The organism is Mycolicibacterium llatzerense (assembly GCF_000878195.1).
Classification (GTDB): Bacteria; Actinomycetota; Actinomycetes; order Mycobacteriales; family Mycobacteriaceae; genus Mycobacterium; species Mycobacterium llatzerense.
In genome coordinates this window covers 101,998-126,631 of sequence record NZ_JXST01000009.1, presented here as the reverse complement: position 1 = coordinate 126,631, position 24,634 = coordinate 101,998, and the positions used below count along the sequence as shown (strand labels likewise).

Here is a 24,634-nt window from a genome sequence, read left to right as displayed (position 1 = left end):
CACATGAGCGTTCGGGACATGCAATCGCCTTCGAGTGCCGCAGATGTCCCCGATGGAAACGTGCAGGTGTCGCACAATGCGATTTACAGGGCGGCGGCGTCCACGTTGCATAGACCTGACATGCAGAAGGGTGACCACATGACGATGAGCGTGGCCGAACGCGCCGAACTCGCCGCAGCCGTGAAAGACCTGCTCGGTGAGCATTGCACCGAAGCCGACGTGCGCCGGGTCATGGGCACCGACGACGGCTTCGATCGCGACCTCTGGAACAAGCTGGCCGCGCAGGGCGTGGCAGGTCTGATCGTCGACCCCGAATACGGCGGCGTCGGGTTGGGGGCGCAGGAGTTGGAGGCGGTCGCCGAGGTCACCGGTGCGGCCTTGTTGCCCGCCCCGTTCCTGTCCAGCGCGGTTTTCACCACGGCATTGATTCAGGCCGCCGGCGCTGACGATGACAAGGCCCGGTTGCTCCCGGCTCTGGCAGCGGGAGCCTCGATCGGAACCGTCGCAGCTACCGGGGCCCGTGGCACGTGGGCACCGGACGGTGTTGCGGTTCAGGCAGTTCAGCGCGACACGGACTACCGGCTGACGGGCGACGCACACTACGTACTGGACGGCCAGATCGCCGATGTCATCATCGTCGCGGCGAAGACCGATCACGGCATCGCGATATTCGAAGTCGCCCCGGATGCACCCGGCTTCGACCGCACCGCCGCAACAGTTTTCGATCCCACCGTCCGGCTGTCGACGTACACCTTCAATCAGACCCCGGCCCGCCGCATCGGCACCAGCGGCTGGGCTGCCGTCGAGCACGCGTTGTCACTCACGGTCATTGCCCTGGCCGGCGAACAGGTCGGTGGCGCCCGCCGACTGTTCGACATCACCGTCGAATACCTCAAGACCCGAATCCAATTCGGGCGGCCCATCGGCAGCTTCCAGGCGATCAAGCACATGGCGGCCGATCTGTTGCTGGAAGTCGAATCCGCCACCTCAGCCGCGCAGCACGCCGCAGCACAATTCGACGCCGACCCGGTCGGCGCGGATGGCCCGGTCGCCCTGGCCGGATTCGCTTGCGCGGAGGCCTATCACACCACGGCCATGCAGGCGATCCAGATGCACGGCGGTATCGGCTTCACCTGGGAGCACCCCGCCCATCTGTTCCTGCGCCGAGCTCGCACCGGCCGTCAACTGTTCGGCAACTCGCGTGATCACCGTGAGCGCTACCTGGCATCGAAGGGGGCCTGACATGAGCACCACCGCGTCGAACCCGGACGACCTACGCACCGAGGTGCGCGGCTGGCTCGCCGAGAACTGGACCACGTTGCCGCCATCGGACGATCCCTGGATCAGCTCACCCGAGGAAATCGCCTGGCGCGAAAAGGTTCTCGGTGCCGGGTACGCCGTTCCCACCTATCCGGCCGATTGGTTCGGCCGTGGGTACCCGAGCAAACTCGCGGCGGTGATCCAGCAGGAGTTCCGCGCCGTCAAGGCCCCCGGCGCCTGCCAGGACAAGCACAACATCCCGGCCAACACGCTGTTCGCGTTCGGTTCCGACGAACTGAAACACGAACTGCTGCGCGACTTTCTGACCGGAGCGGCCCGCACCTGCCTGCTCTACAGCGAGCCCGGCGCCGGATCTGATCTGGCCGGGGTGAGCACCACGGCGGTGCGCGACGGCGACCGCTGGGTGGTCAACGGCCAGAAGGTGTGGACCTCTGGTGCGGCGACGTCGGAGTACGGCCTGTTGATCGCACGCACCGACTGGGATGTGCCCAAGCACAAGGGCATGAGCTACTTCATCATCCCGATGCGCCAACCGGGCATCGAGGTACGGCCGCTGGTGCAGATCACCGGCGAAGCGCACTTCAACGAGGTGTTCATCTCTGACGCCAGTGTGCCCAACGCGAATCTCATTGGCGGAGAGGGCAATGGCTGGCGAGTATTGCAGACCGCACTCGCCTACGAACGGTCCATCATGGGTGACGGCGGACGCGGGTCACGCAACAAGTCGAAAGCCGACAGCCTCGTCGAGCTGGCTCGCGAGCACGGACGCCTCGACGACGCCGCGCTGCGGGAGAAGCTGGCGAATGTGCTGGCGCTGCGGGAACTCAACCGGCTCAACAATCTTCGCGCCAAGGCGGCCACCAGCCAGGGCACATCGAGTTCGATCATGTCCCTCGGCAAGCTCGCGATGTCGCGAATCCTGCACTCCGAGGCCGCGTTGAAGACCGACATCATCGGGACCGAATCGCTGTTGGCAGGTCCCGACAACCCCGAGGCCGATGACGTGAACTTTCTGTCGCTCAACGCGTTCTTCACCTCGATCGGCGGTGGCACCGACCAGATTCAGCGCACCATCATCGGCGAACGCGTATTGGGCCTGGCGAAGGAACCCGAGACCGATCGCGACATCCCATTCCGCCAGGCGCGACGCAGTTGACGACCATGGCCTACGACCCGCCCCTGGCCGGGGTCGAGATTCTCGATCTGACGGCGGGACCCATCACCGCCGTCGGCCGGTTACTGGCCGACCTCGGTGCCCACGTCACCGCGGTCAACCTGGCCGGAGTGACCGCAGACGACACTGTCGGACCGAACATCGACGGAGTGCCGATCGGTACCGCCATCAACCGCCACGGCGTCCCCACGGTCGAGATCGATACGTCGACACCGGCCGGCCAGCGGTCATGGGTGACGATGTTGGCCGCCGCTGACATCCTCATCGAGAACACGCCTCCTGGGTCTGCAGCCGAAGAGTCCTTGGCGGTCAAGCAGATTCACGCTGACCATCCGTCGCTGGTCATCCTGTCCATCAGTGACTTCGGCCGCGATACGCGCTATGGCAACTGGCAAGCCACCACACCGGTGCTGCATGCGTTGACCAGTGAGCTGTCCCGGTCGGGCATTCCGGGCCAGGCACCGCTGGTGCCACCGAGTGCGGACCTGCCCTATCACGTCGCCGCAGCTCAGGCCGCCTTCTTCACACTGTGTGTGTTTCTGGATCGGTTGCGCACGGGCACAGGCGATCTCATCGATTTCTCCGTGCTGGAGGGGGCGATGCAGACCCTCGATCCGCCGTTCGGGACGGCAGGCAGCGCGGCGGCGGGCGTGCCCATCAGCGAACAGCAGCGGGACTGGGTCGCCGAGCAGCAGCGCTATCCGATCATCAAATGCAAGGACGGCCACGTCCGCATGTGTGTGTTGGCAAAACGCCAGTGGCAGGGCATGTTCGAGTGGATGGGGCGCCCGGAGGAGTTCGCCGACCCGAAGTTCAACAGCCTCCGCGAGCGCTTCGCGTCCGCGACGTTGTTCGGGGCCATCGAGCAATTCTGTTCGGACAAGACGCGCGCGGATCTCGAGCTCGCGGGACAACGGCACGGTGTGCCGACGGCCGCGGTGCTGAGCTTGGCCGAGGCGCTGTCCACGGAACAGGTTGCCGCACGCGGATTCTTCCGCGAGGCGGAGCTCTCCCCCGGCCTGACGGCACCGGTGCCGGTCGGCGTCGTCGAGGTCGACGGGTACCGGGCCAGCAGCCTCAACTTCGACACATCGCAACACCAGCGGCTCCGCGACGCCCCCATGCTCACCGCGCGCGACCGCGCCGGTCTCGGACTCCCGCTGGAGGGTCTGCGCGTATTGGACCTCGGCGTCATCGTGGTCGGCAGCGACACCGGCCGTTTGTTCGCCGACCTCGGTGCCGACGTCGTCAAGATCGAGAACTCCGCCTTCCCAGACGGGCTGCGCATCAGCCTCACTCGCATGACGCAGGCCTATGCGGCCGGCCACCGGAACAAGCGGTCGATCGGCATCGATCTCCGGTCCGACGGAGGCCGGGCACTGGCCCATCAGCTCGTAGCGCAGTCGGACGTCGTCCTGAGCAACTTCAAACCCGGTGTGGCAGCTGCACTCGGCATGGACTTCGCCGCGCTGCAGCAGATCAATCCGGGCATCGTGGTCGTCGACAGCTCGGCGTACGGACCCACCGGACCGTGGGCGAAACGACTCGGCTACGGACCGTTGGTTCGCGCCGCGGCGGGCTTCACCAAGTTGTGGACATACCCGGATGACCCTGATGCCTTCTGCGACACCGTCACGGTGTACCCCGACCACGTGGCCGCGCGGATCGGCGCGTTGAGTGCGGTCGCGCTGTTGCTGCGCCGCGAACGCAGCGGTCGCGGTGGATCGGCGAGCATCGCGCAAGCGGAGGTGATGCTCAGTCACCTGGCCGACGACATCGCCGCCGAGGTGCTCACGAACCGCGGTCATGCTCCCGACGACCAGCCGGCTCACGACGCACCCTGGGGCGTATTTCCCGGCGCCGGCGACGACACCTGGATCGCGGTGACGGTCCGCGACAACGCCGACTGGTCGGCGTTGTGCGCGGTGATCGACCGGCCCGACCTCGGCGCCGACGTAGAGCTCCGTTCCCCGGCCGGGCGGCACCGCCAGCGCGCGCGGCTCGATGAGGCACTCAGTGCGTGGACGTCCCGGCGCACACCGGCGGACGCGATGGCGCGACTGCAGGCAGCAGGCGTCCCGGCGGGGGCTGTCCTGCACGCCGTGGAGGTCCCCACCTGGGACTACTACGTGGAGCGCCGGGCGTTCCGCGAGGAACTGCATCCGCACGGGGCCGCACCGTTCATGATGGAGAACGTGCAAATCCACGCTGACCTCATCCCCGATCCCCTGCTGGGGCAGGCGCCCCTGCTCGGGGAGCAGACCCGCGAGGTCGCAGCCGAACTCCTCGGCTTGGACGACGACAAGATCGAAGAACTGATCGCGCGGGGCGTTCTCGAAGTACCTGCGGCAGCGGCACATTCGGGACGGTAACCGACACCCGCATGGAAATCGATTTCACCCGGCTTCGCTACTTCGTCGCTGTCGCAGAAGAGCTGCACTTCAAACGCGCCGCCGACCGGTTGATGATCACCCCTCCTCCGCTCAGTAAGCAGATCAAACTGCTGGAGCGGGAATTGGGCGGCGAGCTGTTCGAGCGGACGTACCACGAAGTCCGTCTGACGCCGTTGGGGGCACAGCTGCTGGAACCGGCACGCGACATCCTGCGGCGGGTCGAGGAGCTGAAGTCCACCGCGTCTCGAATCACACAGGCCAGCAACCCGATTCGTATCGGGGCGACCGCTTATGCACCGTCGGACTTCACGGCCAGGTTCGAGCGGGCGGTGGCCGGCCTGGCGATGCCCACCGAGTTCAGCGTGCCCGGGTCAGCGGCCGAGGTCATCGCCAAACTGGTTTCCGGGCATCTCGAGCTGGGCCTGATCCACCTGCCGTCCGCTGACAAACGCATCCGGCACCGGGTGGTGGCCACCTATCCGGGCGCGGCCGCGGTGCGGTTCGACGATCCGTTGGCCGCAAATGACATCATCGCGATCGAGGACCTGCGGGACCGCGACGTGGTGATCGACTTCGCGCGGCCCAATCCCGTCGTGCTGGCGCAGATGACGCGGGGCCTCAACGCGCGGGGCGTCACGCGTATCGTGCGGGCCGTCAGCCAGTTGGGCGGCGAACTCGAGATGGCCAGTCACGTGTTCAACAGGTATCTCGTCGCGCTGGTCAGCTACGCGCCGGCCTCGACGCTCGGCCGAATCTTCTCGCCGCCCGAGTTCAAGCTGATCCCGATCGACGAAAGTACTTGGGCGCCGGCCAAAATCGCACTTGCGTGGGCACCGGACCGGTTGAGCAACCGGGCCGAGATCGAGGCGATCGTGGAACAGCTCGCCGCTGTGCTCTCGTAGCCCCTGAGTACCTGTCACCGCACGGCGGTAGGCTGCCTCGACGATCAGATTTCACCAAGGTGGCCCCGGAAGGTTCGATACCGTGCTCGACGCCGACGATGTGCGCCGCATCGCGCTGTCCCTCCCCGAGACCACCGAGAAGGAGCGTTGGGGTCATCCGACGTTCGACGTGGCGCGCAAGATGTTCGTCACCGTGCCCGACGATGAGACCTCTTTCGCGGTGCGCTGCCCCAGATTTGACCGCGAAGAGTTGATCGCCGCAGAACCACACAAATTCTGGGTGCCGCGGCACGAGGCGGCGTCGTCCTGGGTTCGGGTTCGGCTCGATGCCCTCGATGATGTCCAGGAATTGACCGACATTCTCCTCGACTCCTGGCGGCTGGCCGCCCCGGGCAGACTCACCGAGCCCGGGGAATCCTGATCAGGACAGGTCAGACCCGCTGCCTCACCCGGCCGAAGACCATGGACTCTTCGATGCGGTCGAAGCGGTGGTCGATGACGTCGAGCACGTAGTTGTGCCGCACGTGCCACGGCCGATGGGTACCCGACTTGGGCAGCGCGTGGGGGTTGCGGTTGATGTAGCCGGCGTCGAGGTCGAAGGTCTTCTTCTCGGCCATCGGTGCCGCGCCCAGATGCGGGTACGCGTGGGTGTAGCCGTGAGTGTCCATGTACTCCACCAGCTTTGCGAATGCTCGCGCCGTCATATCGGCACGCAGGGTCCATGACGCATTCGTGTAGCCCAGGCACCAGGCCATGTTGGGTACGTCCTCGAGCAGGAACTCCTTGTAGACGAACCGGTCGGACGGAGTGATCGGGTCACCGTCGACTGCCAGGGAGATGCCGCCGAGGGCCTGCAACTCCAGCCCCGTCGCCGTCACGATGATGTCGGCATCAACGCGCGCACCGGATTTCAGCACGATGCCGGTCGCATCGACGTGATCGATGTGGTCGGTGATGACCTCTGCACGACCCTCGCTGATAGCCGTGAAGATATCCCGGTCGAGCACGGCGCAGAGGCGTTGATCCCATGGGTCGTACTTCGGGTTGAAGTGCACGTCTACGGGGTAACCGTCCGGCAGGGCGGCCATGGCGCGGCTGCGGATGAGCCGTCGCCCGCCCTTTGGGAACTTGCGGAGCAGGTTGTAGCTGAGCACCCCGATGAGCACATTGCGGAACCACACGATGCGGTGGGCGAGCTTGCCCGGCAACAGCTTCCGGATGAAGTTGACCATCGGGTCGATCTGCCACTGCGACATCAGGTAGGTGGGCGACCGCTGCAGCATCGTCACCTTGGCGGCGGTCTTCGCCATCGCGGGTACCAGGCTGACGGCAGTTGCGCCGCTGCCGATCACCACCACCTTCTTGCCGGCGTAATCCAGTGACTCCGGCCAGAACTGCGGGTGGACGACCTCGCCGGTGAAGCTGTCGATGCCGGGGAAATCAGGGGTGTACCCCTGGTCGTAGTTGTAATAACCGGTGCCGCAGAACAGGAATCGGGCACGGTAGGACCTGGCTTCACCGTCTTGCACGGTCTGCACCGTCCAGGTGTCGGTCTCCGAATCCCAATTGGCCGACTGGACATGGGTGTTGAAGGTGATGTGACGGTCGATGCCATGGGTGTGCGCCGCGGTGGTCAGGTACTCGCGGATGTGGTCGCCGTCGGCGATGTTCTCCGGTCTGGTCCACGGCTGATACGGGAAGCTCAGCGTGAAGATGTCGCTGTCCGAACGAATTCCTGGATAGCGGAACAGATCCCAGGTGCCGCCGATGCGCGTCCGCCGCTCGAGGATCGCGTACTTCAGCTGCGGGTTGCGTTGGTGCAGCCGGTACGCGGCACCGATGCCGGAGATACCGGCGCCGATGATCAACACATCGAGGAACTCGCCGTCGCTGCCCGTCATGAATCTCCCTTGATCAAATCCGGTACCGCCGGTTTCACCTTAGGACATCACGGTCCTAGGCCGTCGAGCTGTGGGCCGACCCGACAAGCAGCGCCCGCAAATGCTGATTGACCTCGTCGGGACGCTCCAGGTTCGCGCAGTGTCCGCCACCCAATTCGACGAACGACCAGAGATTCGGCACGCTCCTGGCGATCCGGCGGGACGCCGCGATGGGCAACAGCCGGTCCTTGGTGCTGCCGATGACCAGCGCCGGCACCGTCAGGCTGTCGAGGCCGATGTGATGAGCATCGAGGTTGTCCACCAGCGCGTTGACCCACCCGCTGCGGCCGGCGGCAGACGTGCCCATGAACAGTTCGTAGACGTAGTCGGCGACCGCAGGGTCGGCGTCACGACCGACCGCGATCATGGCGACGAACTGGCGCGCTGCCTTGCGTGAACCCGGCACCAACGGGGCCCCGCCGAAGGTCTTGAGAATGCGGCCGGCCGCATAGGCCCGGGATTTCGCCAATGAGTTCGGGACCTGCGCCAGTTGGACCAGCTTCAGCAGGTCCCCGGTGGTGGTGTTGATCAGGGCGACGGCGTCCGCACACTCGGTGACGCGCTGCGGGTAGCGCTGCGCCCAGGACGTGATGGCGATGCCGCCCATCGAATGCCCGGCGATGACGGCCCGCTCCCCTGGCCTGAGGGTCGCGCTCAACACCGCATCGAGGTCGGCCGCGAGAAAGTCAAGGTTGTACTTGTGGCGGCCTTTGGGAGCTGCGCTCTGCCCGTGCCCGCGGTGGTCGTAGGCGATTACGCGGTAATCGGACGCCAGGTCAGCGATCTGGTTACCCCATACGCCGATGGCGCAGGTGATGCCGTGGGCGAAGACGATCGGCTGCCCATGCTCAGGACCGAACACCTCGGCGTGCAGTCGGGTGCCGTCGACCGCTGCGATCTCCAGCGAACGGCCTGGTGGCAGGGCTGCGGGACGTCCCGGTTTGACCAATTGGGGCTGATTGAAGACGGTCATACTGCTCCATTCGGGTTCGGCGACGTTGCCGGCGGGACATCCCGTACCGGCGAGCCTACCTAAACAACCAGCACAGGTTTGACTGCGCGACCGGCCGCGGCGTCCGACCAGGCGTCGGCGAAGCGGTCGAACTCGTATGTCCGTACCAGTTTGTCGACGGGCAACTCGCCCCGAAGGACGTGCCCGGCCAGCCGTGGGATGAAGCTGTGCGGCTCGCTGTCGCCTTCGATGACGCCCTGCACCCGCAGCCCGTTGGCCAGGATCAGACCGACGGGCAGCTCTGCGGTCAGCGCGCCCAGCCCGACGAGCGCGAGACTGCCGCACTTGCGCAGCAGCGTCAGCGCGGTGCTGATGACGTCACCGCGCGCGGTGGTGTCGACGGCCAGGGTCGCTCCACCGCCGGTGAGTTCCATGATCTCGGCCGGCAGGGTCTCCGAAGCCGAGTCGACGGCCCCAGTGGCGCCCAATTCGATTGCCAGCGAACGCCGTTCGGTAATCGGGTCGACGGCGATGATCGCGCGGCACCCGGCGATCCGGGCACCCATCACCGCCGACAGACCCACCGCGCCCGCGCCCCACACGACCAGCGCGTCGGCCGGTCCCGCGGCCAACGTGTTCAGCACCGCACCGACCCCGGTCTGCACACTGCAGGCCAGCGGCGCCGCCAGCTGTGCGTCGATACCGTCCGGCAGGACCACGACATTGGACGTGTTGGCCAGCGCGTGGGTGGCGAAGCTGGACTGCCCGAAAAATCCACCGCGAACCGGGCGACCGTCCAGCCGCAGCGCGCTCGTCTCGTCACCGCGGTCGCCCGCCATGTTCAGGCGGGTGGCGTTGTCGCAGTATGCGGGCGTGTCGGACGCGCATGCGGCGCACTGCGAGCAGCTGGCGAACGTCAGGACAACCTGCCGGCCGACGTCGATGCGGGCGTCGGGGCCGGCGGCCAGGACGGTGCCGGCGCCTTCATGGCCGAACACCATGGGCAATCGCTTCTCCGGCCAGCGTGCTGCCGTGCTGATGTCGGTATGGCAGATGCCGACCGCATTGATGCCGACCAGCACCTCGTTGCCCTGCGGCTCGCGAATCTGGACGTCGGCCAGTTCGGGGGCCGAACCCGGGCGAAGCAATACCGCGGCACGTGCATCGATCATGCCGGGATGTTAGATGGTGACATCCTGCGACGAATTGAGGACACCATGCGCGCCATACAGATCGCCCGGTTGGACGGCCCGTCAGCAGCCGAACTGAACGAGATTCCCGAACCCGACGCCGCCGGCGCCGTGGTGATCGAGGTGCACGCGGCCGGTGTCGCCTTCCCCGACGCGCTGCAGTCCCGCGGTCTCTATCAGCACAAGCCCGAACTGCCCTACACCCCCGGCGCCGAGCTCGCGGGTGTGGTGCGCAGCGCGCCCGAGGGCGCGCATGTGGCAGCCGGGGACCGGGTGGCCGCATTGACCATGCTGTCCGGTGCCATGGCCGAAGTCGTTGCACTACCGGCTGATCGGGTCTTCAAGCTGCCAGACACGGTGTCGTTCGAGGCCGGCGCCGGATTGCTGTTCAACGACCTGACGGTGCACTGCGCGCTGCGCACCCGCGGCCGCCTGGCACCCGGCGAGACGGTGCTGGTCCACGGCGCCGCCGGCGGCATCGGCACATCGACCCTGCGGCTGGCCCCGGCGTTCGGGGCAGCCCGCACCATCGCGGTGGTGAGCTCCGAGGACAAGGCCGAAATCGCGCGCGCTGCAGGTGCTTCCGATGTCGTGCTGGCCGACGGCTTCAAGGACTCGGTGCGCGAGCTGACCGGCGGGCGGGGCGTCGATCTGATCCTGGACCCGGTGGGCGGCGACCGGTTCACCGACTCCCTTCGATCGCTGGCACCGGGTGGCCGGCTGCTGGTCGTGGGATTCACCGGCGGCGATATCCCGACAGTCAAGGTCAATCGACTACTGCTCAACAACGTCGACGCGGTGGGTGTCGGCTGGGGCGCGTGGGCCATGACCCACCCCGGCTATCTCGCCGAACAGTGGGCCGAGCTGGAGCCGCTGCTGGCGTCCGGCGCGGTGGTCCCGCCGGCGCCCGAGGTGTATCCGCTGGAGCGGGCCGCGGACGCCATCGCATCGCTGGAAAACCGTTCCGCCAAAGGCAAAGTGGTGGTCAGGGTCCGCTGACCGGCAGCACCAACCGGGACTGCCCGCCGTCGCCGTGCGCGACGGTGTGCAGCGAGGGCACCATCCGGGTCGCCGTCGCCAGCGGATCACCGGTGCCCAGATTGCGTGCGTACCGCGGGAAACAGCCACCGGCGATCAGCAGGCGGATCCGGTGGCCTGCCGCGAATCGGTATGCGGTCGCGTCGAGTTCCAGGCGGAGCAATGCCTCGGGGGCGTCGGCCGCGGTGAGCCGCAGGTATCCGTCCGTGACGTTGGTCGAATGCCCATCGGGAGCAACGTCACTGATCCGCACGAACACGTCGGCGTGCGGGTTGTCGGTGCGATGGTCCAGATCGATGTACGGCGTTCCGATGACGTCGAGGTCAGCCGCGAGCACGGGGCTGGTGAAGGACAGCACATCGGATCGCTCGGCCAGCTCGGTGTCGTCGATGTAGCCGGACTTGCCGGAAACCAGAAGGCGCCCACCGATACTCGGCGTCGGGTCGGCCGGGTCGTAGACAAACGTGGACGACGCCCCAGTGTCCGGCGCAGTGTCTGCGAGGGCGCCACCAGGGTGCAGGTGCCACACCCGTTCGGCGGCCGGCGGCGGCCACTCCTGCATGTCGAGCCAGTCACCGCCGGCAACGCAGATCCGCACCGGGGCCGCGGCGCGGCGTGATCCGTCCAACCACAAAACGGATTCTTTGATGGCTTCGGTGCCGCCGGACCCGTGGGTCCACGGCCCCACGGTCAGCGCCACCTCGACGCCACGGGCCCGTAGCCGCCGGTACTGCTCCAGGGTCTGGTCCACGAATACGTCCTGCCACCCGGTGATCAGCAGCACTGGGCCGCGCAGATTGTCGAGCGCTGCCGCGACACCGTTCTCCGCCCAGTACGGCGATGACGGATCGGGCTGTTCGAGCCATGCGTTGAACCACGGCGTACGGCCACCCAGCAGTTCAGCTGCCGCCGGATCGAGCGGCAGGGTCTCCACGACCGGCTTGAGGGTTCGGGGCGTGGCCATGCCGCGGAGGATCTGACGGATCCAGCCGCCACGGTGCTGCCAGGCCACCTGATAGCTCCAACCCAGGAAGTCGCCGAGGGCGAATGATCCTGTGCTCCAAACTGAATGACCGAAATCGTGCGGCGCCATGGTGATCACCGAGGTGGTCAGGTCAGCAGGTTGGTCGACGAGCAGCGCCAGTTGGGTGAAGCCGAGGTAGGACGCACCGACGGTGGCGAATTCTCCTGCATACCAAGGTTGTTCACGCAGCCACTGGACTGTGTCGGCACCGTCGTCGACCTCGTGTCGACCGGGCTCGAACGCACCGTCGGACCCGAAGGTCCCGCGCGTGCTCTGCAGCACGACATGGAAGCCCTGCCCCGCGTACAACCCCGCGAACACCCGGTTGGGCAGCCCGTCACGACCGTACGGACCCCGCATCAGCAACGTGCCGGCCGGCTTGCGGACCCGCGGCGCGTAGTGATCGGCCAACAGGACGGCGCCGTCGCGCATGGGTACCGGAAGCGAGCGCTCCACCCGGAAGCTCTTGGCGCGCGGCAAACCCAAGCGGCGGGTCAGTGCGCGGGCACCGAGCCACGCCAGGGTGTCGCGTCGCACGTCGCACTCTCCTCGTCCTGTCGTGGGTCTGCGACCATTTTCCACGGAAGCGGCCTATCCACAGCAATTCAGGGCCGGAACTGTGATCTGATCGACGGGACAGGAAGCCCGGCTAGAAGGCGGCGTTCTCCACTTCCATGACGTCGGTGTCCAGCGTCTCGATCACCTCACGCACCGAGGACAGCAGCGGCAGCATGTTCTTGGCGAAGAACTTCGCCACCGCCACCTTGCCGGTGTAGAACGCGTGGTCGCGTTCGGTGGCGCCGGCGAGCGCCGCCTGGGCGATCTGCGCGGCGAGGATCAACCGCCAACCGATCATCAGGTCGCCGACCGCGAGCAGGAAACGCACCGAGCCAAGGCCCACCTTGTACAGCTGCTCAGGGTCGCCTTGGGCGGCCATGAGGTAACCGGTCAACGCGGCGGCCATCGCCTGCACATCCGCCAGAGCCGTTGCCAGCCTGTCGGTTTCAGCCTTGAGGTCCGGCCCGGCAGCGTCGATGGTGGCGGTGATCTGGCTCGACACGTGAGCCAGGGCCGAGCCTTGATCCCGGATGATCTTGCGGAAGAAGAAGTCCAGCGACTGGATGGCCGTGGTGCCCTCGTACAGCGCGTCGATGCGTGCGTCGCGGATGTACTGCTCGATCGGATAGTCCTGCAAGAAGCCGGACCCACCGAGGGTCTGCAGTGATTCGGAGAGCATCTCGTAGGCGCGTTCGGAGCCGACGCCTTTCACGATGGGCAGCAGCAGGTCGTTCACCCGGTGCGCCAGATCGGCGTCGGCCCCCGAAACGAGTTGCGCGACATCAGAATTCTGATAGGCGGCGGTGTACAGGTAGACCGAGCGCAGCCCTTCGGCGTACGCCTTCTGTGTCATCAGGCTGCGCCGAACGTCGGGGTGTTCGATGATCGCGACGCGCGGCGCGGTCTTGTCGGCCATGTGGGTGAGGTCGGCGCCCTGAATGCGTTCCTTGGCGTAGGCCAGCGCGTTGAGGTAGCCGGTGGACAACGTGCCGGCAGCCTTGACCCCGACCGTCATTCGCGCGTTCTCGATGACCTTGAACATCTGCGCGATGCCGTTGTGCACCCCGCCCACCAGATACCCGATTGCGGGCTTCCCATGGGCGCCGAACGTCAGCTCACAGGTGGGTGAGGACTTGATGCCCATCTTGTGTTCCAGGCCGGTGACGTACACGCCGTTGCGCTCGCCGAGTTCAAGCGTCTCGGGGTCGAACAGGAAGTTGGGCACGAAGAACAGGCTCAGTCCCTTGGTTCCCGGGCCTGCCCCTTCGGGGCGGGCCAGCACCAGGTGGAAGACGTTCTCGGCGGTGTCACCGACGTCGCCGCCGGAGATGAAGCGCTTGACGCCCTCGATGTGCCAGGTGCCGTCCTCCTGAGCGATCGCCTTCGCCCGTCCCGCGCCGACGTCGGATCCGGCATCCGGCTCGGTCAGCACCATGGTGCCCGCCCAGCCCTTGTCCATCGCCAACTGCGCCCAGTGCTGCTGCTCTTCGGTACCGACCTCGGCCAGCGTGTGGGCCATCGCCGGCCCGAGTCCGTACAGAAAGGTCGCCGACGGGTTGGCCGAGATGAGCATCTCCTGGATCGCCCACACCAGCGCCGCCGGCGCAGCCGTACCGCCGGCTCGCTCGTCGAGGCCGAGGCGCCACCACTCCGCCTCCTTGACCACCCGGACGGTCTTGGCAAGCTCGTCTGACACCGTGATCCGGTGCTCGTCGGGCAGGAACACCGGCGGGTTGCGGTCGGCGTCGACAAACGACTCTGCGACAACGCCTTCCGCGAGTCGCGAGACCTCGTCGAGCATCGAACGGGCGGTGTCCGCATCGAGGTCGCCGTAGCCGCCCGCGTCCAGGGCCGCACCGAGCGGCAGCACTTCGAACAGATTGAATTCGATATCGCGCAGGTTGGCGATGTAGTGGCTCACATACAAAGGATTGGCGGCGACGGAAAGGTACGCAACCGTAGGTTCTGTGAACCTACGGTTGCGTAGCCGAAGGGTGCGAGGTCACACCGAGACGTGACCTCCGTCACATGATGCCCGCGGGTGATTAGAGCTGGACGATGATGCTCTTGTTCTTCAGGTAGGCATCGAGCCCTTCGCGACCGAACTCCTGGCCCCAGCCGGACTGCTTGTATCCACCGAAGGGCAGGTCGTGGTCAAAGACCAACTGGCAGTTGACCTGAACGCTGCCGGCCTGCAGCCGCTTGACGATGCGGTGCGCCCGGCTGACGTTGGTGGTCCACGCGGTGGCCGCGAGGCCGTAGCTGGTGTCGTTGGCCATCGCGACGGCCTCGTCTTCGGTGTCGAACGGCAGGATGCTCACCACCGGCCCGAAGATCTCCTGCTGGTACAGGCGCATTCCGGGATCGACGTTGGTCAGCACCGTCGGGTGCACGAAGTAGCCCTTGCGATCCAGTCGGTAGCCACCGGCGACGATCTCGACACCGTCGCTGCGGCCTTCGTCGATGAAGCTCAAGACCCGGCCCAATTGCTTGGCACTGATCAGCGGGCCGCTCATCACACCCTCTTCCTCCGGCCCGCCGTACTTCATGAAGTTGGCGACACCCGCGATGCCCTCGACCACCTGCTCGTAGACGCCGCGCTGCACGAAAATCCTTGAGCCGCAGACACATCCCTGCCCGGAGTGAATGAAAATTCCCATGGCCGCACCGAAGATGGCCTTGTCCAGGTCGGCGTCGTCGAAGATCAGCACCGGCGACTTGCCGCCGAGTTCCAGCATGACCTTCTTCAGGTTGCCCGCCGACGCCTTGACGATCTCCTTGCCGACTTCGGTCGACCCCGTGAAGGCGACCTTCTCGACGTCGGGATGCGCGGTGATGGCGGCGCCCGCGGTGTGGCCGTACCCGGTGATCAGGTTGATGACGCCCTCGGGAACGCCGGCTTCGTGGATCAGCCGGTCCAGCAGCAGGGCCGAAAGAGGCGTCTCCTCAGCGGGTTTCACCAGGCTGCTGCAGCCTGCGGCCAGGGCAGGGGCGATCTTGGCGCAGGCGTTGAAGATCGGGCCGTTCCACGGGAAGATCAGGCCGACGACGCCGTAGGGCTCGCGCAGCGTGTAGCCGTGCTGGTCGACATAGGCGTCGGAGGCGATGCCGCTGGTGCGGATGTCATAGGCGGTGCCGTTGATCTTGGAACACCAGCCGGCGTAATAGCGGAAGAACTCGGCGCAGGTCGGGACCACCAGCTCGGACTGCCTCTTCATCATGCCTGTGTTGGCCGAGTCGATCGCCGCGAAGTCGGCGGCGTGCTCGTCGATCAGGTCGGCGATGCGCCACAGGATCTTGGCCCGCTCGCGGCCGGGCATGCCGGACCAGACGCCGGCCTCGAAGGACGACTTGGCGCGGGCGACCGCCTCGTCGACGAACTCAGGGCCGCAATCGGTGAATTCGCCGATCTGCTCTTCGCTCACCGGATCGATGATCGGGATGAGATCACCCGTGCCTGGGCGCTTCTGGATGTCCTCCAAGACCGACTGCAGCGTCATCGCGTGCCTCTCATCGTCAGCGACGCGCGCCCCGGGGTGAGCGCGCAACAAATGCTGTGCAGTTGCTTAGCATTGCCGTCGGCGGGTCGTCAAGAGTGGCTCACGACGGCGGTTTGTCTGGAAAGATCGGGAACGTGTCTGCCGGCCACGACTACACCTCCCCTGACCTGGCACGCAGCGCCCTGGTGCTGATCGACGTGCAGAACGATTTCGTCTCGGGGCCGTCGCAGGTCGACGGCACCGCCGAACACCTGCCCGCGATGGCGCGACTGCTCGAGGCGTTCCGCGCGGCGCGCCGACCGATCGTGCACATCGTGCGGCTGTACGTCCCCGGCGGCAGCGACGCCGACCCGCCGCGTCGGGCAATGATCGAGTCCGGCCGGCAGATCGCCGCACCGCACACCGACGGCGCTGCCGTGCCCACCGAACTGCTGGCCCACCCGTTGGACTACGACTCGCTGCTGGCCGGCGGTATCCAATACGTCGCGGCGGGCGAGGTCGTCATGTTCAAACCGCGGTGGTCGGCCTTCTACCGCACCTCACTCGATGAGCATCTCCGCGACCTCGGGGTGAACACCATCGTGGTGGCGGGCTGCAATCTGCCGAACTGTCCGCGCGCCACCCTGTTCGACGCCTCCGAGCGCGACTACCGCGCGGCGCTGGTCACCGACGCCACCTCCCAGGTGACGCCCGAGCGACTGGCCGACCTGGCGCTGATCGGCGTCGCGAGGCTGAGCACCGCCGATATCGAGCAGTTCTTCCAGGCCGGTGCGACGGCCGCGCCGGCCCAGTGAAGAATTCAGTGCGTGAGACCGCACAGTAAGACGCACCCCTGACCGCCCTCGCGATCACCGCGGTGCTGCTGGCCGGCGTCGCCGCGGGAGTGATCAACGCGGTCGTCGGATCCGGCAGCCTCATCACCTTCCCCGTGCTGATGGCCGTCGGCTACCCGCCGCTGGTGGCCAACATGTCCAACTCCGTCGGGCTGGTACCCGGCAACTTCACCGGCGCCTACGGCTACCGGCATGAGCTCGGCGGCCAGGGCGCCCGCATCGTCCGGCTCGGTGCGGTATCGCTGGTCGGAGCGATTGTCGGCGCGGTGCTGCTGCTCAAACTTCCACCGGGCGCGTTCACCGCGGTGGTGCCGTGGCTGATCCTGTTGGCCGGCGTGCTCGTGCTGGTGCAGCCCCTGTTGCGCCGCGCGCTCGACGCGCGACGCGGCACCGAACGGACTACCGACCATGCTGTGCCGCTGTACCTGGGCATCTTCGGGTGCGCGGTGTACGGCGGCTATTTCGGTGCGGCGCAAGGCATCATCATGATGGCCCTGTTCGGACTGTTCGTGTCGGAAGACCTGCAGCGGCTCAACGGCGTCAAGAACATCTCTGTGGGACTGGTCAATTCGGTCGCGGCCATCATCTTCATCGTCGTCGGCCAGGTGGCCTGGCTACCGGCGCTGCTGCTGGCCGTCGGCTCCACGATCGGTGGCTACATCGGGGCAAAGATCGGACGGCGCCTGCCGCCCAATGCCTTACGCGCCTGCATCGTGGTGGTCAGCGTCGTGGCGTTCACGGTCATGATGCTGAGGTAGCGAGTCACACCACGTACGACAGGACGAAGACACCGACCGACAGCCCCAGCATGCCAAGGCAATTGAGCCAGAATTCCTGCTTGAGGAAATCGGCACGGTAGTGCGCGTAGGCCGCGCACACGAAGTAGACGATCACCCCGACGTTGGCCGCCACCCCGATGCCGGGATACTTCAGCCCGGCCACCAGGCCAGCTACGGCCAGCAGCTTGACGACGATCAACACCCACCACCAGTCCTGCGGAAGTTTCACTCCCTCAAGACATCCGCGGATGAACTGCGGCGGACGGATCGACATCAACGCGTCACCGAAGAGCACCGCCGCCAACAATGCGGTGGGCCACCAATAGTGCGGAATACCAGTCACTGCTCATCTCCTTGTGTTGAATCGTGAATGACGCAACGGACGACGTCGCGTAGTTGGTCAGGTACCGACGCACCGCCGGACACTTGATTCCCGCCGGTCATGACGATGCCGAGATAGGCGAAGTAGACGACCCGGGCGGCGCGCGGCGCGGCGGCCTTTGAGAGCCCGGCGCGCGCCAGGACCGACTCCAGTTCGGTGACCAAGGCGACGGCGAGGTCGCGGAAGATCGCCGATTCATGGCTGCCGCGAACGATGATCGAGGAGTACTGCCGGGACAACGCGGGGTCCTCGGCGAAGTACCGCAGAAACGGTGCGAGCAGCCCGATTACGGCATCGACCGTCGCGTCCGGGGTCAACGGGTCTGGCGATTCATCGCCGGCCTGACGGTCGCGGTGGACGGCGGCGATCCACTCGTCGAAGACCTCGATGAGCAAACCGTCCTTGTCTCCGACGCCCATCACGGTGCCTGTGCTGACACCCGCGTCGGTCGCGATCTGGCGAACCGTCGTCGCAGCGAAACCCTGTCCACGGAACAGCCGTTCGGCGGACGCCAACACCTTCGCCCGGGTCTCGTCTCTCGCCGCAGCACGCGACTGAACGTGTTCAGTGAACATGTTCAACAGCATGGCGTACCGGTGCCGCATCGTCAAGCCGCGGCCCGGCAATCCAGCCCTACCAGCAAATAATCAATCCCGACACGGCCCGCGTAGGCGCGCAGAAGACCCGCCGACGTGTCAGCATGGACCCGTGAGGCCAAGCAAAAGCAGAAGCCGAATCAGAAGCCTGACGACCGCTGCGACAGCCGCAATCCTGGTGGTACCGCCAGGATTGCTGTCCGCCGCACCATTGCCGACAGCACACGCGGCAGACTGTCCAGACGCCCAGGTCATCTTCGCCCGAGGAACCGATGAAGCGCCCGGACCGGGCGGGGTCGGGACGGCATTCATCAATGGGCTTCGCACCGCAATCAGCCCGAAAACCCTTGACGTGTATGCGGTCGACTATCCCGCTACCACCGACTTCCCCACCGCCGTCGACGGAATTCGCGACGCCCGCAGGCAGCTGGTGACCACCGCTGCGGCCTGCCCGCGGACCAAGATGGTCCTCGGCGGGTTCTCGCAGGGCGCCGCCGTTGCGGGCTTCGTCACCGCGGGCACCATCCCCGAGGGGATCGCCGCCACCGATGTGCCGGCCCCCATGCCGCCGGACGTCGCGGATCACGTTGCGGCCGTTGCCCTGTTCGGTAAGCCGTCCCCACGTTTCATGCGAGCCATCGGCTCCCCCACGGTCACGGTCGGCCCGGTGTATCAGCCCAAGACCACCGATCTGTGTGTTTCCAACGACCTGGTGTGTGACGCGCACGGGTCGAGCTTCGATGCCCACAACAGTTACATCGACAGCGGATTGGTCACACAGGGCGTCAACTTCGCGATGAGCCAGCTGCAGGCCGGGTGGGCGGCCGACGCGCTGGCCGGACCCGCGCCGTGGTCATCAACGACGGTGCAGGCCGCCGACCAGGCGGGTCGCGGTCAGCCCGCACCGGCCTCGACTCCGCAGACCGCCGCGGCGCCGGCCCACATGCCGGCGAGCGCGCCATGGCTCCCGGGGCCGGAGCAGGCCGCACCGTCGCCGGCACCGGACGCTCCACCCCAGTAGCCGCTACCGGAACTGCACACCCCGGCGCCGCACCCACCAATCGGCAAACAGCGTTCCGGCCATCCAGACCATGATCGCAACACCAAGGTGCACAGCACTTTTGGTGTCACGGCCGAGCACGGGACCGACGATGTGGGCGACGGCGGTCGGCAGCGCCCGCCACAGCTCGCGGTGCTCGACCCCGCCGATCGGGTCGGCGACGAAGTACAGCGCGTAGGGCAACGCCAACGAGGACAGCCACAGCACGATGCGCCGCCGGTCATGGCGCTGACCCCACCGCTGCGCCAGCGGGACTTCGGCCACCGGCAGCAACACCGAGACCACATTGCCGATCCCCAGCCAGGACAGGATCGGCACCGCGACGTTCGGAATCGTCACGCCGAGCCGTGCCGGCGTCTCCAACCAGAGGGTCAGCACCGCGGCCACCGCAAGCACCGGCAGGCCGACGAGTACCAGCAAGGCCAGGTTCTTGTGCAGCAGCATTCGCCACGGCGGTATCGACTCCGCCAGGGCCCGCTGGACCCGATCATGGTCAGCGCCAAGCACATTGGTCGTCGTGGTGTCGGCCAGCACGAACGATGAGAAGTATGTGCCGACCAGGATCACCCAGTCCTGGTGATGACGTCCACCGGAGGCCAACGGCTGCACAGAGAGCCACACCAGGGCGAGCACGACGTTGGCCACCACGCCCAGCAGCCAGCTGCGCGGCGGGGTGAACGCCCACCGCACTTCCGACCACACCGCGGGCCACATGATCAATCTCCCCGGTCAACGCCCCGCCCGGCCGCGGAGTGCGTGCGACGATACCCGGCAACAACCTTGCGGTACCTGTGAGCGCGGTGCCGCCGACACAGATCTGAAGGGAGCGCATGGCGGAACCGCACAGCACCGATCCCAGTGCCCACCTTCAGCTGATCGTCGACCTGCTCGCCCGGTCCCTGAATCGCGCGGTGCTGCTGGACGACACTGCGATGACGCCCATGACCTTCAGCCGTCAGCACGGCACCGTCGACGACGTGCGGATGCACAGCCTCATCGAGCGCGCCACGAAACCCGAAGTCATGGCAGGGCTCCAGGCCTTCGGACTCGACGACGCCGACCCCGGTGTCGCGATCCCGCCACTGCCGCAGCACGGCATGGTGGCACGGTACTGCGTGCCGGTGCGCTCGGCCGATGACCGCTTCGGCTACTTGTGGGTGATCGACCCGCAGCAGTCACTGAGCGCGGCCGAACGCACCTTGGCTCACCAAGCGGGGGCGGACCTGGTGGCGATCCTGGACCGGCGCCGGACCACAGAGCGCGCCGTGGAGTCCGCGCATCAAGCCCTGCTGACCCGGCTGGTGTCGGACGAGCCCCTCGAACCGGTGCTGCGTGAACTCACCACCCACGACATGGCCCGGCCGGACAGCCTGCTCAGCGTCTTCGCGTTCGCGCCATCCGGGGATTCCTCCGAAACCGAGCAGCGTCGCATCGCATTGCGATTGCGGCTGTCCACCGTCGAGCGGACGCACAACTGGTTCGTCCTGCCGGGCAATCCCGTCGGCGTCTTCGCCTTCTGCCCCGCACACGTGCGGGTCCCGCCACAGCGGTTGGTGGACACCGTGACCTCATCGATCCAGGCCATCTTCGATGACGATCCGGCCATCGGCTGGTCGGGCACCCGGCTGCCGTTGGCGCAAGCCGCGCGGGCATTTCGAGATGCGCGGCTCGCGTGTGCCATCGCCGCGATCGGCGCAGGTCCGGCCGGGTCCCCGACGGACTGGACCGGGGCCGGCTCGTGGCGGGCGGTGGCCCTGCTCGCCGACAGCTTCGCAGACTCCCCCGACGAACTCGACGGGCTGATCCACCCGGGCGTCGCCGCCTTGTTGGCCGACGGACGCGACGACCTGATCCAGACCCTCGAGGCCTATCTGTCCTCCGGCGGCGACGCGAGGCGCGCGGCCGACACCATGCACCTGCATCGCTCGACGCTGTACTACCGCCTGGAGAAGATCACCCAGGCGCTCGGTGATGACGTCAACGACCTCACCGATGGAGAGGCGCGCTTCGATCTGATGCTGAGCATCCGGCTGGCCCGGCTGCGTCGTCGCTGACCGCGCGTGGTCTTCCGACTGCTGTCGGAAAAACTGCTGGATGTTCCGACCAGCTGCGCCTCGTTAGTCCCCCGCACGCAGCATCGATCGGCTTAGTATTCGCACACGCCAAAATGTGGTGCAGCTCACATCGTCGCTGGGCGTGGGCTGAAGACGCTCCGACAATGCCGTCGGGGCAGCGCGAAGGAGACGACGTGAGTGGGACATCGACCCTGCAAAAGGGCCTGAGCCAGCGCCAACTATCGATGATCGCGATCGGCGGGGTGATCGGCGCCGGGCTGTTCGTCGGCTCAGGGGTCGTCATCAAAAACACCGGGCCTGGAACGTTCATCACCTATGCACTCGCCGGGGCGCTGATCATCATGATCATGCGGATGCTCGCCGAGATGGCGGTGGCCAACCCGTCGACCGGCTCGTTCGCCGACTACGCCCGCAACGCACTGGGCAACTGGGCCGGCTTCTCGATCGGCTGGCTGTATTGGTACTTCTGGGTGATCGTGGTCGGTTTCGAGGCCATCGCCGGAGCCAAGATCGTCAAGTACTGGCTGCCTTCGGCGCCGATATGGCTCACGGCCCTGCTGCTGTTGATCGCGATGACGGCGACGAACCTGTTCTCGGTGTCGTCGTTCGGTGAGTTCGAGTTCTGGTTCGCAAGCATCAAGGTCGCGGCGATCATCGTGTTCCTGGGTGCGGGCTCGTGCTACGTGCTCGGCCTGTGGCCGAACAAGTCCATGGACTTCTCCAATCTGACGGCCCACGGCGGATTCTTCCCCCTGGGCTCGGCCGCGGTCACCGTCGGTGTGGTGACTGTCATCTTCTCGATGGTGGGCGCCGAGATCGCGACCATCGCCGCCGCTGAATCGACCGACCCTGAGCGTGCCGTCGCCAAGGCCGCCAACTCGGTCATCATGCGCATCGCGGTCTTCTTCGTCGGCTCGGCGTTCCTGCTGGTGACCATCCTGCCGTGGAACGGCAATCAACTCGCCGCGTCGCCGTTTGTCTCGGCCTTCACCGCGATGGGCGTTCCATACGCCGACCACATCATGAACGCGGTCGTGCTGACAGCTGTCCTGAGCTGCCTGAACTCCGGCATGTACACCGCTTCACGCATGCTGTTCGTGCTCGCCGCCCGTCGCGAGGCACCTGCCCAGCTCGTCTCCGTGACCCGCCGCGGAGTTCCGGCCGCCGCGATTCTCACGTCGTCGGTCATCGGGTTCCTGGGTGTCATCGCCTCGGCATTCTCGCCGGAATTCATCTTCAAGTTCCTGCTCGATTCCAGCGGTGCGGTGATCCTCTTCGTCTATCTGCTGATCGCGATATCCCAGATCGTGCTGCGGTACCGCAACGGCGACGGCCATCTCAAAGTCAAGATGTGGCTGTTCCCTGTGCTGTCGATCGTCTCAGCGATAGCGATGGCCGCGATCCTGGCGCAGATGTTCATCCAAGGTGGAGACAACAGACGAGCCTTGTTGCTGAGCCTCCTGTCCTGGGCTGTGGTGATCGGATTGTTCTTCGCCAACCGCTGGTTCGTCTCGCGCCGGCCCGTTCCGGAGGTCATCGCCCCGACCGAGCGACCGCACCGAGTCCTGGTGCTGGCCAACGAAACCGTCGGCTCCGAAGAGCTGCTCGACGAACTACGCGCCATCGGCGCCGACAACGCCACCACCTATCACGTCGTCGTGCCCGTCAGCCCGATCGAGACCGGCGCCGCCGCCTCCCACGGTCCTCTCGATGTCTGGGAAGCCACCAAAATCCTTGCGCAGCAACGCCTCGATCAGACACTCGCCGCGCTGCACTCGGCGAATCTGGAAGCCGACGGCAAACTCGGCGACTACCGCCCGCTGCGCGCTTTGGCAGCCGCCGTCGCCGAGTTCGAGCCCGACCAGATCGTCATCGCGACGGAGCCGCCGGAACAGTCGATCTGGCACCGCTTCGATGTCGTCGACCGCGCCCGGGCCGACTACCACGTGCCGGTGACCAACGTGATCGCGATGGCGCCCGCCGAGGAGCCCGTCGCGTGACGATCATCGCCGGGTTCAGCGCATCCCGGCACGGCAGCGCCCCGATCAACCTCGCCGTGCAGATCGCGAAGACCACCGGCGAAAAGGTGATCGCGGCGGCGGTACTGGAGCGCTCGTGGCCACCGCGCAACGACCCGGTCGAAGACGAGTACCTGCGCCACGTGAAGGCGCAGACGGCCCAGTCCTTGCAGGCCGTCGTCGACGGCCTGCCCGGGCGACCGGACGTCCCGACACTGGTGCACGAATCCGGTTCCATCCCAACAGGTTTGCTCGAGTTGGCGCAGGAGTTTCAGGCCAGGGCCGTGGTGCTCGGCTCGTCGTCGTCGGGGCTATTGGGACGCGTGGCGCTCGGCAGCGTCACCGAACGTCTGGTGCACACCGCGCAGGTGCCGGTGGCGATCGCGCCGCGCGGATATGGCTTCAGCCACGAGCCGATCCGCCGACTCACCGCGGCCTACGGCGGTGAGGCCGACACCAACGGGTTGATCCGGGCGGCCGCGGAGCTGTCGAAGGACTGGAATGCCCGGCTGCGCATCGTGGCGTTCACCGTGCGGCCCGTGTGGGCGTTCGGTGGGCCCTCACTCGAGGCGGGTGCTGAGGACATGGTGGTCGCGCAATGGTCGAAGCGCACCGCCGACGATGTCACCAAGCAGCTCAACAAAGTTCGTGAGCAACTGGCCGTGCCCGACGTGGACATGATCGTCAGCAGCGGGCGCGATTGGCAGCAGGCCGTGGAGAACACGGGATGGGCATCAGGTGATGTGCTGCTGCTCGGATCTGGCGCAGCCGGGCAATCGGCGCGGGTCTTCCTCGGGTCGGCGGCGGCAAAGATTCTGCGTCATTCTCCGGTGCCGGTGATGATCATGCCGCGCGCCTGATTCCTGCCGCCGAGCGCCTGGGGGCACCTCCCGCTTGCGGGGGATTACGGCACGCAACTCACGAAAAAGCCTGCCATAA

General features: G+C 66.6%; 21 protein-coding genes. 12 read left to right on the top strand and 9 right to left on the bottom strand.

The features are described from left to right. Nucleotides 1-138 precede the first annotated feature (138 nt). From TL10_RS08645 to TL10_RS08625, 5 genes are all read left to right on the top strand, one after another. Entirely contained in the window at nucleotides 139-1,242 is a 1,104-nt protein-coding gene (locus TL10_RS08645; protein ID WP_043985352.1) for an acyl-CoA dehydrogenase family protein, read from the top strand. A 1-nt stretch (nucleotide 1,243) separates the two neighbouring features. Further along, the gene (locus TL10_RS08640) at nucleotides 1,244-2,437 is read left to right on the top strand and encodes an acyl-CoA dehydrogenase family protein (protein WP_043985314.1); all 1,194 of its coding nucleotides are present in this window, start codon (nucleotides 1,244-1,246) and stop codon (nucleotides 2,435-2,437) included. Nucleotides 2,438-2,442: 5 nt separating this feature from the next. Beyond that, nucleotides 2,443-4,827, top strand: coding sequence for a CaiB/BaiF CoA-transferase family protein (locus tag TL10_RS08635; protein WP_043985313.1), 2,385 nt, complete (start codon nucleotides 2,443-2,445; stop codon nucleotides 4,825-4,827). An 11-nt stretch (nucleotides 4,828-4,838) separates the two neighbouring features. Next, entirely contained in the window at nucleotides 4,839-5,750 is a 912-nt protein-coding gene (locus TL10_RS08630; RefSeq protein ID WP_043400190.1) for a LysR family transcriptional regulator, read from the top strand. Between the two features lie 82 nt (nucleotides 5,751-5,832). Beyond that, a complete protein-coding gene (locus TL10_RS08625; RefSeq protein WP_043400193.1) occupies nucleotides 5,833-6,171 on the top strand; it encodes an MmcQ/YjbR family DNA-binding protein in 339 nt (112 codons plus the stop codon). Between the two features lie 10 nt (nucleotides 6,172-6,181). Here the strand turns inward: TL10_RS08625 and TL10_RS08620 are convergent, their stop codons facing one another. The 3 genes from TL10_RS08620 to TL10_RS08610 are packed head-to-tail and all read right to left on the bottom strand — an operon-like array spanning nucleotide 6,182 to nucleotide 9,814. Beyond that, nucleotides 6,182-7,651, bottom strand: coding sequence for a flavin-containing monooxygenase (locus tag TL10_RS08620; RefSeq protein ID WP_043985312.1), 1,470 nt, complete (start codon nucleotides 7,649-7,651; stop codon nucleotides 6,182-6,184). 55 nt (nucleotides 7,652-7,706) lie between these two features. Then, nucleotides 7,707-8,663: an alpha/beta fold hydrolase gene (locus TL10_RS08615; RefSeq protein WP_043985311.1), complete on the bottom strand. Its 957-nt coding sequence runs from the start codon at nucleotides 8,661-8,663 to the stop codon at nucleotides 7,707-7,709. A 59-nt stretch (nucleotides 8,664-8,722) separates the two neighbouring features. Next, nucleotides 8,723-9,814 (bottom strand): NAD(P)-dependent alcohol dehydrogenase, encoded by a 1,092-nt coding sequence (locus TL10_RS08610; protein WP_043985310.1) that lies wholly within the window; start codon nucleotides 9,812-9,814, stop codon nucleotides 8,723-8,725. 45 nt (nucleotides 9,815-9,859) lie between these two features. Here TL10_RS08610 and TL10_RS08605 point away from each other — a divergent pair, with 45 nt between their 5' ends. After that, nucleotides 9,860-10,831, top strand: coding sequence for an NADPH:quinone oxidoreductase family protein (locus TL10_RS08605; protein WP_043400258.1), 972 nt, complete (start codon nucleotides 9,860-9,862; stop codon nucleotides 10,829-10,831). Here the strand turns inward: TL10_RS08605 and TL10_RS08600 are convergent. The 3 genes from TL10_RS08600 to TL10_RS08590 all read right to left on the bottom strand — a co-directional run bounded on the left by TL10_RS08600 (nucleotide 10,818) and on the right by TL10_RS08590 (nucleotide 15,952). Further along, entirely contained in the window at nucleotides 10,818-12,431 is a 1,614-nt protein-coding gene (locus TL10_RS08600; RefSeq protein ID WP_043985309.1) for a CocE/NonD family hydrolase, read from the bottom strand. The two genes, TL10_RS08605 and TL10_RS08600, sit on opposite strands and share 14 nt — an antisense overlap. 112 nt (nucleotides 12,432-12,543) lie before the next feature. Beyond that, entirely contained in the window at nucleotides 12,544-14,373 is a 1,830-nt protein-coding gene (locus TL10_RS08595) for an acyl-CoA dehydrogenase (protein WP_043400200.1), read from the bottom strand. Nucleotides 14,374-14,497: 124 nt separating this feature from the next. After that, nucleotides 14,498-15,952 (bottom strand): aldehyde dehydrogenase family protein, encoded by a 1,455-nt coding sequence (locus tag TL10_RS08590; protein WP_043985308.1) that lies wholly within the window; start codon nucleotides 15,950-15,952, stop codon nucleotides 14,498-14,500. Between the two features lie 134 nt (nucleotides 15,953-16,086). On the opposite strand from TL10_RS08590, the gene TL10_RS08585 reads away from it, so the two are divergent. Continuing rightward, entirely contained in the window at nucleotides 16,087-16,746 is a 660-nt protein-coding gene (locus TL10_RS08585; protein ID WP_071286830.1) for a cysteine hydrolase family protein, read from the top strand. Nucleotides 16,747-16,808: 62 nt separating this feature from the next. Further along, entirely contained in the window at nucleotides 16,809-17,543 is a 735-nt protein-coding gene (locus tag TL10_RS08580) for a sulfite exporter TauE/SafE family protein (RefSeq protein ID WP_082067894.1), read from the top strand. Between the two features lie 4 nt (nucleotides 17,544-17,547). Here TL10_RS08580 and TL10_RS08575 read toward each other — a convergent pair whose 3' ends face one another. Continuing rightward, nucleotides 17,548-17,898 (bottom strand): DoxX family protein, encoded by a 351-nt coding sequence (locus TL10_RS08575; protein WP_110789009.1) that lies wholly within the window; start codon nucleotides 17,896-17,898, stop codon nucleotides 17,548-17,550. A 5-nt stretch (nucleotides 17,899-17,903) separates the two neighbouring features. After that, on the bottom strand, nucleotides 17,904-18,521 hold the full coding sequence (locus TL10_RS08570) for a TetR/AcrR family transcriptional regulator (RefSeq protein WP_043985350.1): 618 nt from the start codon (nucleotides 18,519-18,521) through the stop codon (nucleotides 17,904-17,906). A 232-nt stretch (nucleotides 18,522-18,753) separates the two neighbouring features. On the opposite strand from TL10_RS08570, the gene TL10_RS08565 reads away from it, so the two are divergent. Beyond that, the gene (locus tag TL10_RS08565; RefSeq protein WP_234711403.1) at nucleotides 18,754-19,563 is read left to right on the top strand and encodes a cutinase family protein; all 810 of its coding nucleotides are present in this window, start codon (nucleotides 18,754-18,756) and stop codon (nucleotides 19,561-19,563) included. A 3-nt stretch (nucleotides 19,564-19,566) separates the two neighbouring features. Here the strand turns inward: TL10_RS08565 and TL10_RS08560 are convergent, their stop codons facing one another. Continuing rightward, nucleotides 19,567-20,316: a hypothetical protein gene (locus tag TL10_RS08560; protein ID WP_052506348.1), complete on the bottom strand. Its 750-nt coding sequence runs from the start codon at nucleotides 20,314-20,316 to the stop codon at nucleotides 19,567-19,569. Nucleotides 20,317-20,432: 116 nt separating this feature from the next. Here TL10_RS08560 and TL10_RS08555 point away from each other — a divergent pair, with 116 nt between their 5' ends. From TL10_RS08555 to TL10_RS08545, 3 genes are all read left to right on the top strand, one after another. Next, a complete protein-coding gene (locus TL10_RS08555) occupies nucleotides 20,433-21,656 on the top strand; it encodes a PucR family transcriptional regulator (RefSeq protein ID WP_043985304.1) in 1,224 nt (407 codons plus the stop codon). Between the two features lie 194 nt (nucleotides 21,657-21,850). Next, nucleotides 21,851-23,677: an amino acid permease gene (locus TL10_RS08550; RefSeq protein ID WP_043400270.1), complete on the top strand. Its 1,827-nt coding sequence runs from the start codon at nucleotides 21,851-21,853 to the stop codon at nucleotides 23,675-23,677. Further along, nucleotides 23,674-24,555, top strand: coding sequence for a universal stress protein (locus TL10_RS08545; protein ID WP_043985303.1), 882 nt, complete (start codon nucleotides 23,674-23,676; stop codon nucleotides 24,553-24,555). Before TL10_RS08550 ends, TL10_RS08545 begins: the two co-directional genes overlap by 4 nt. Nucleotides 24,556-24,634: the final 79 nt, after the last annotated feature.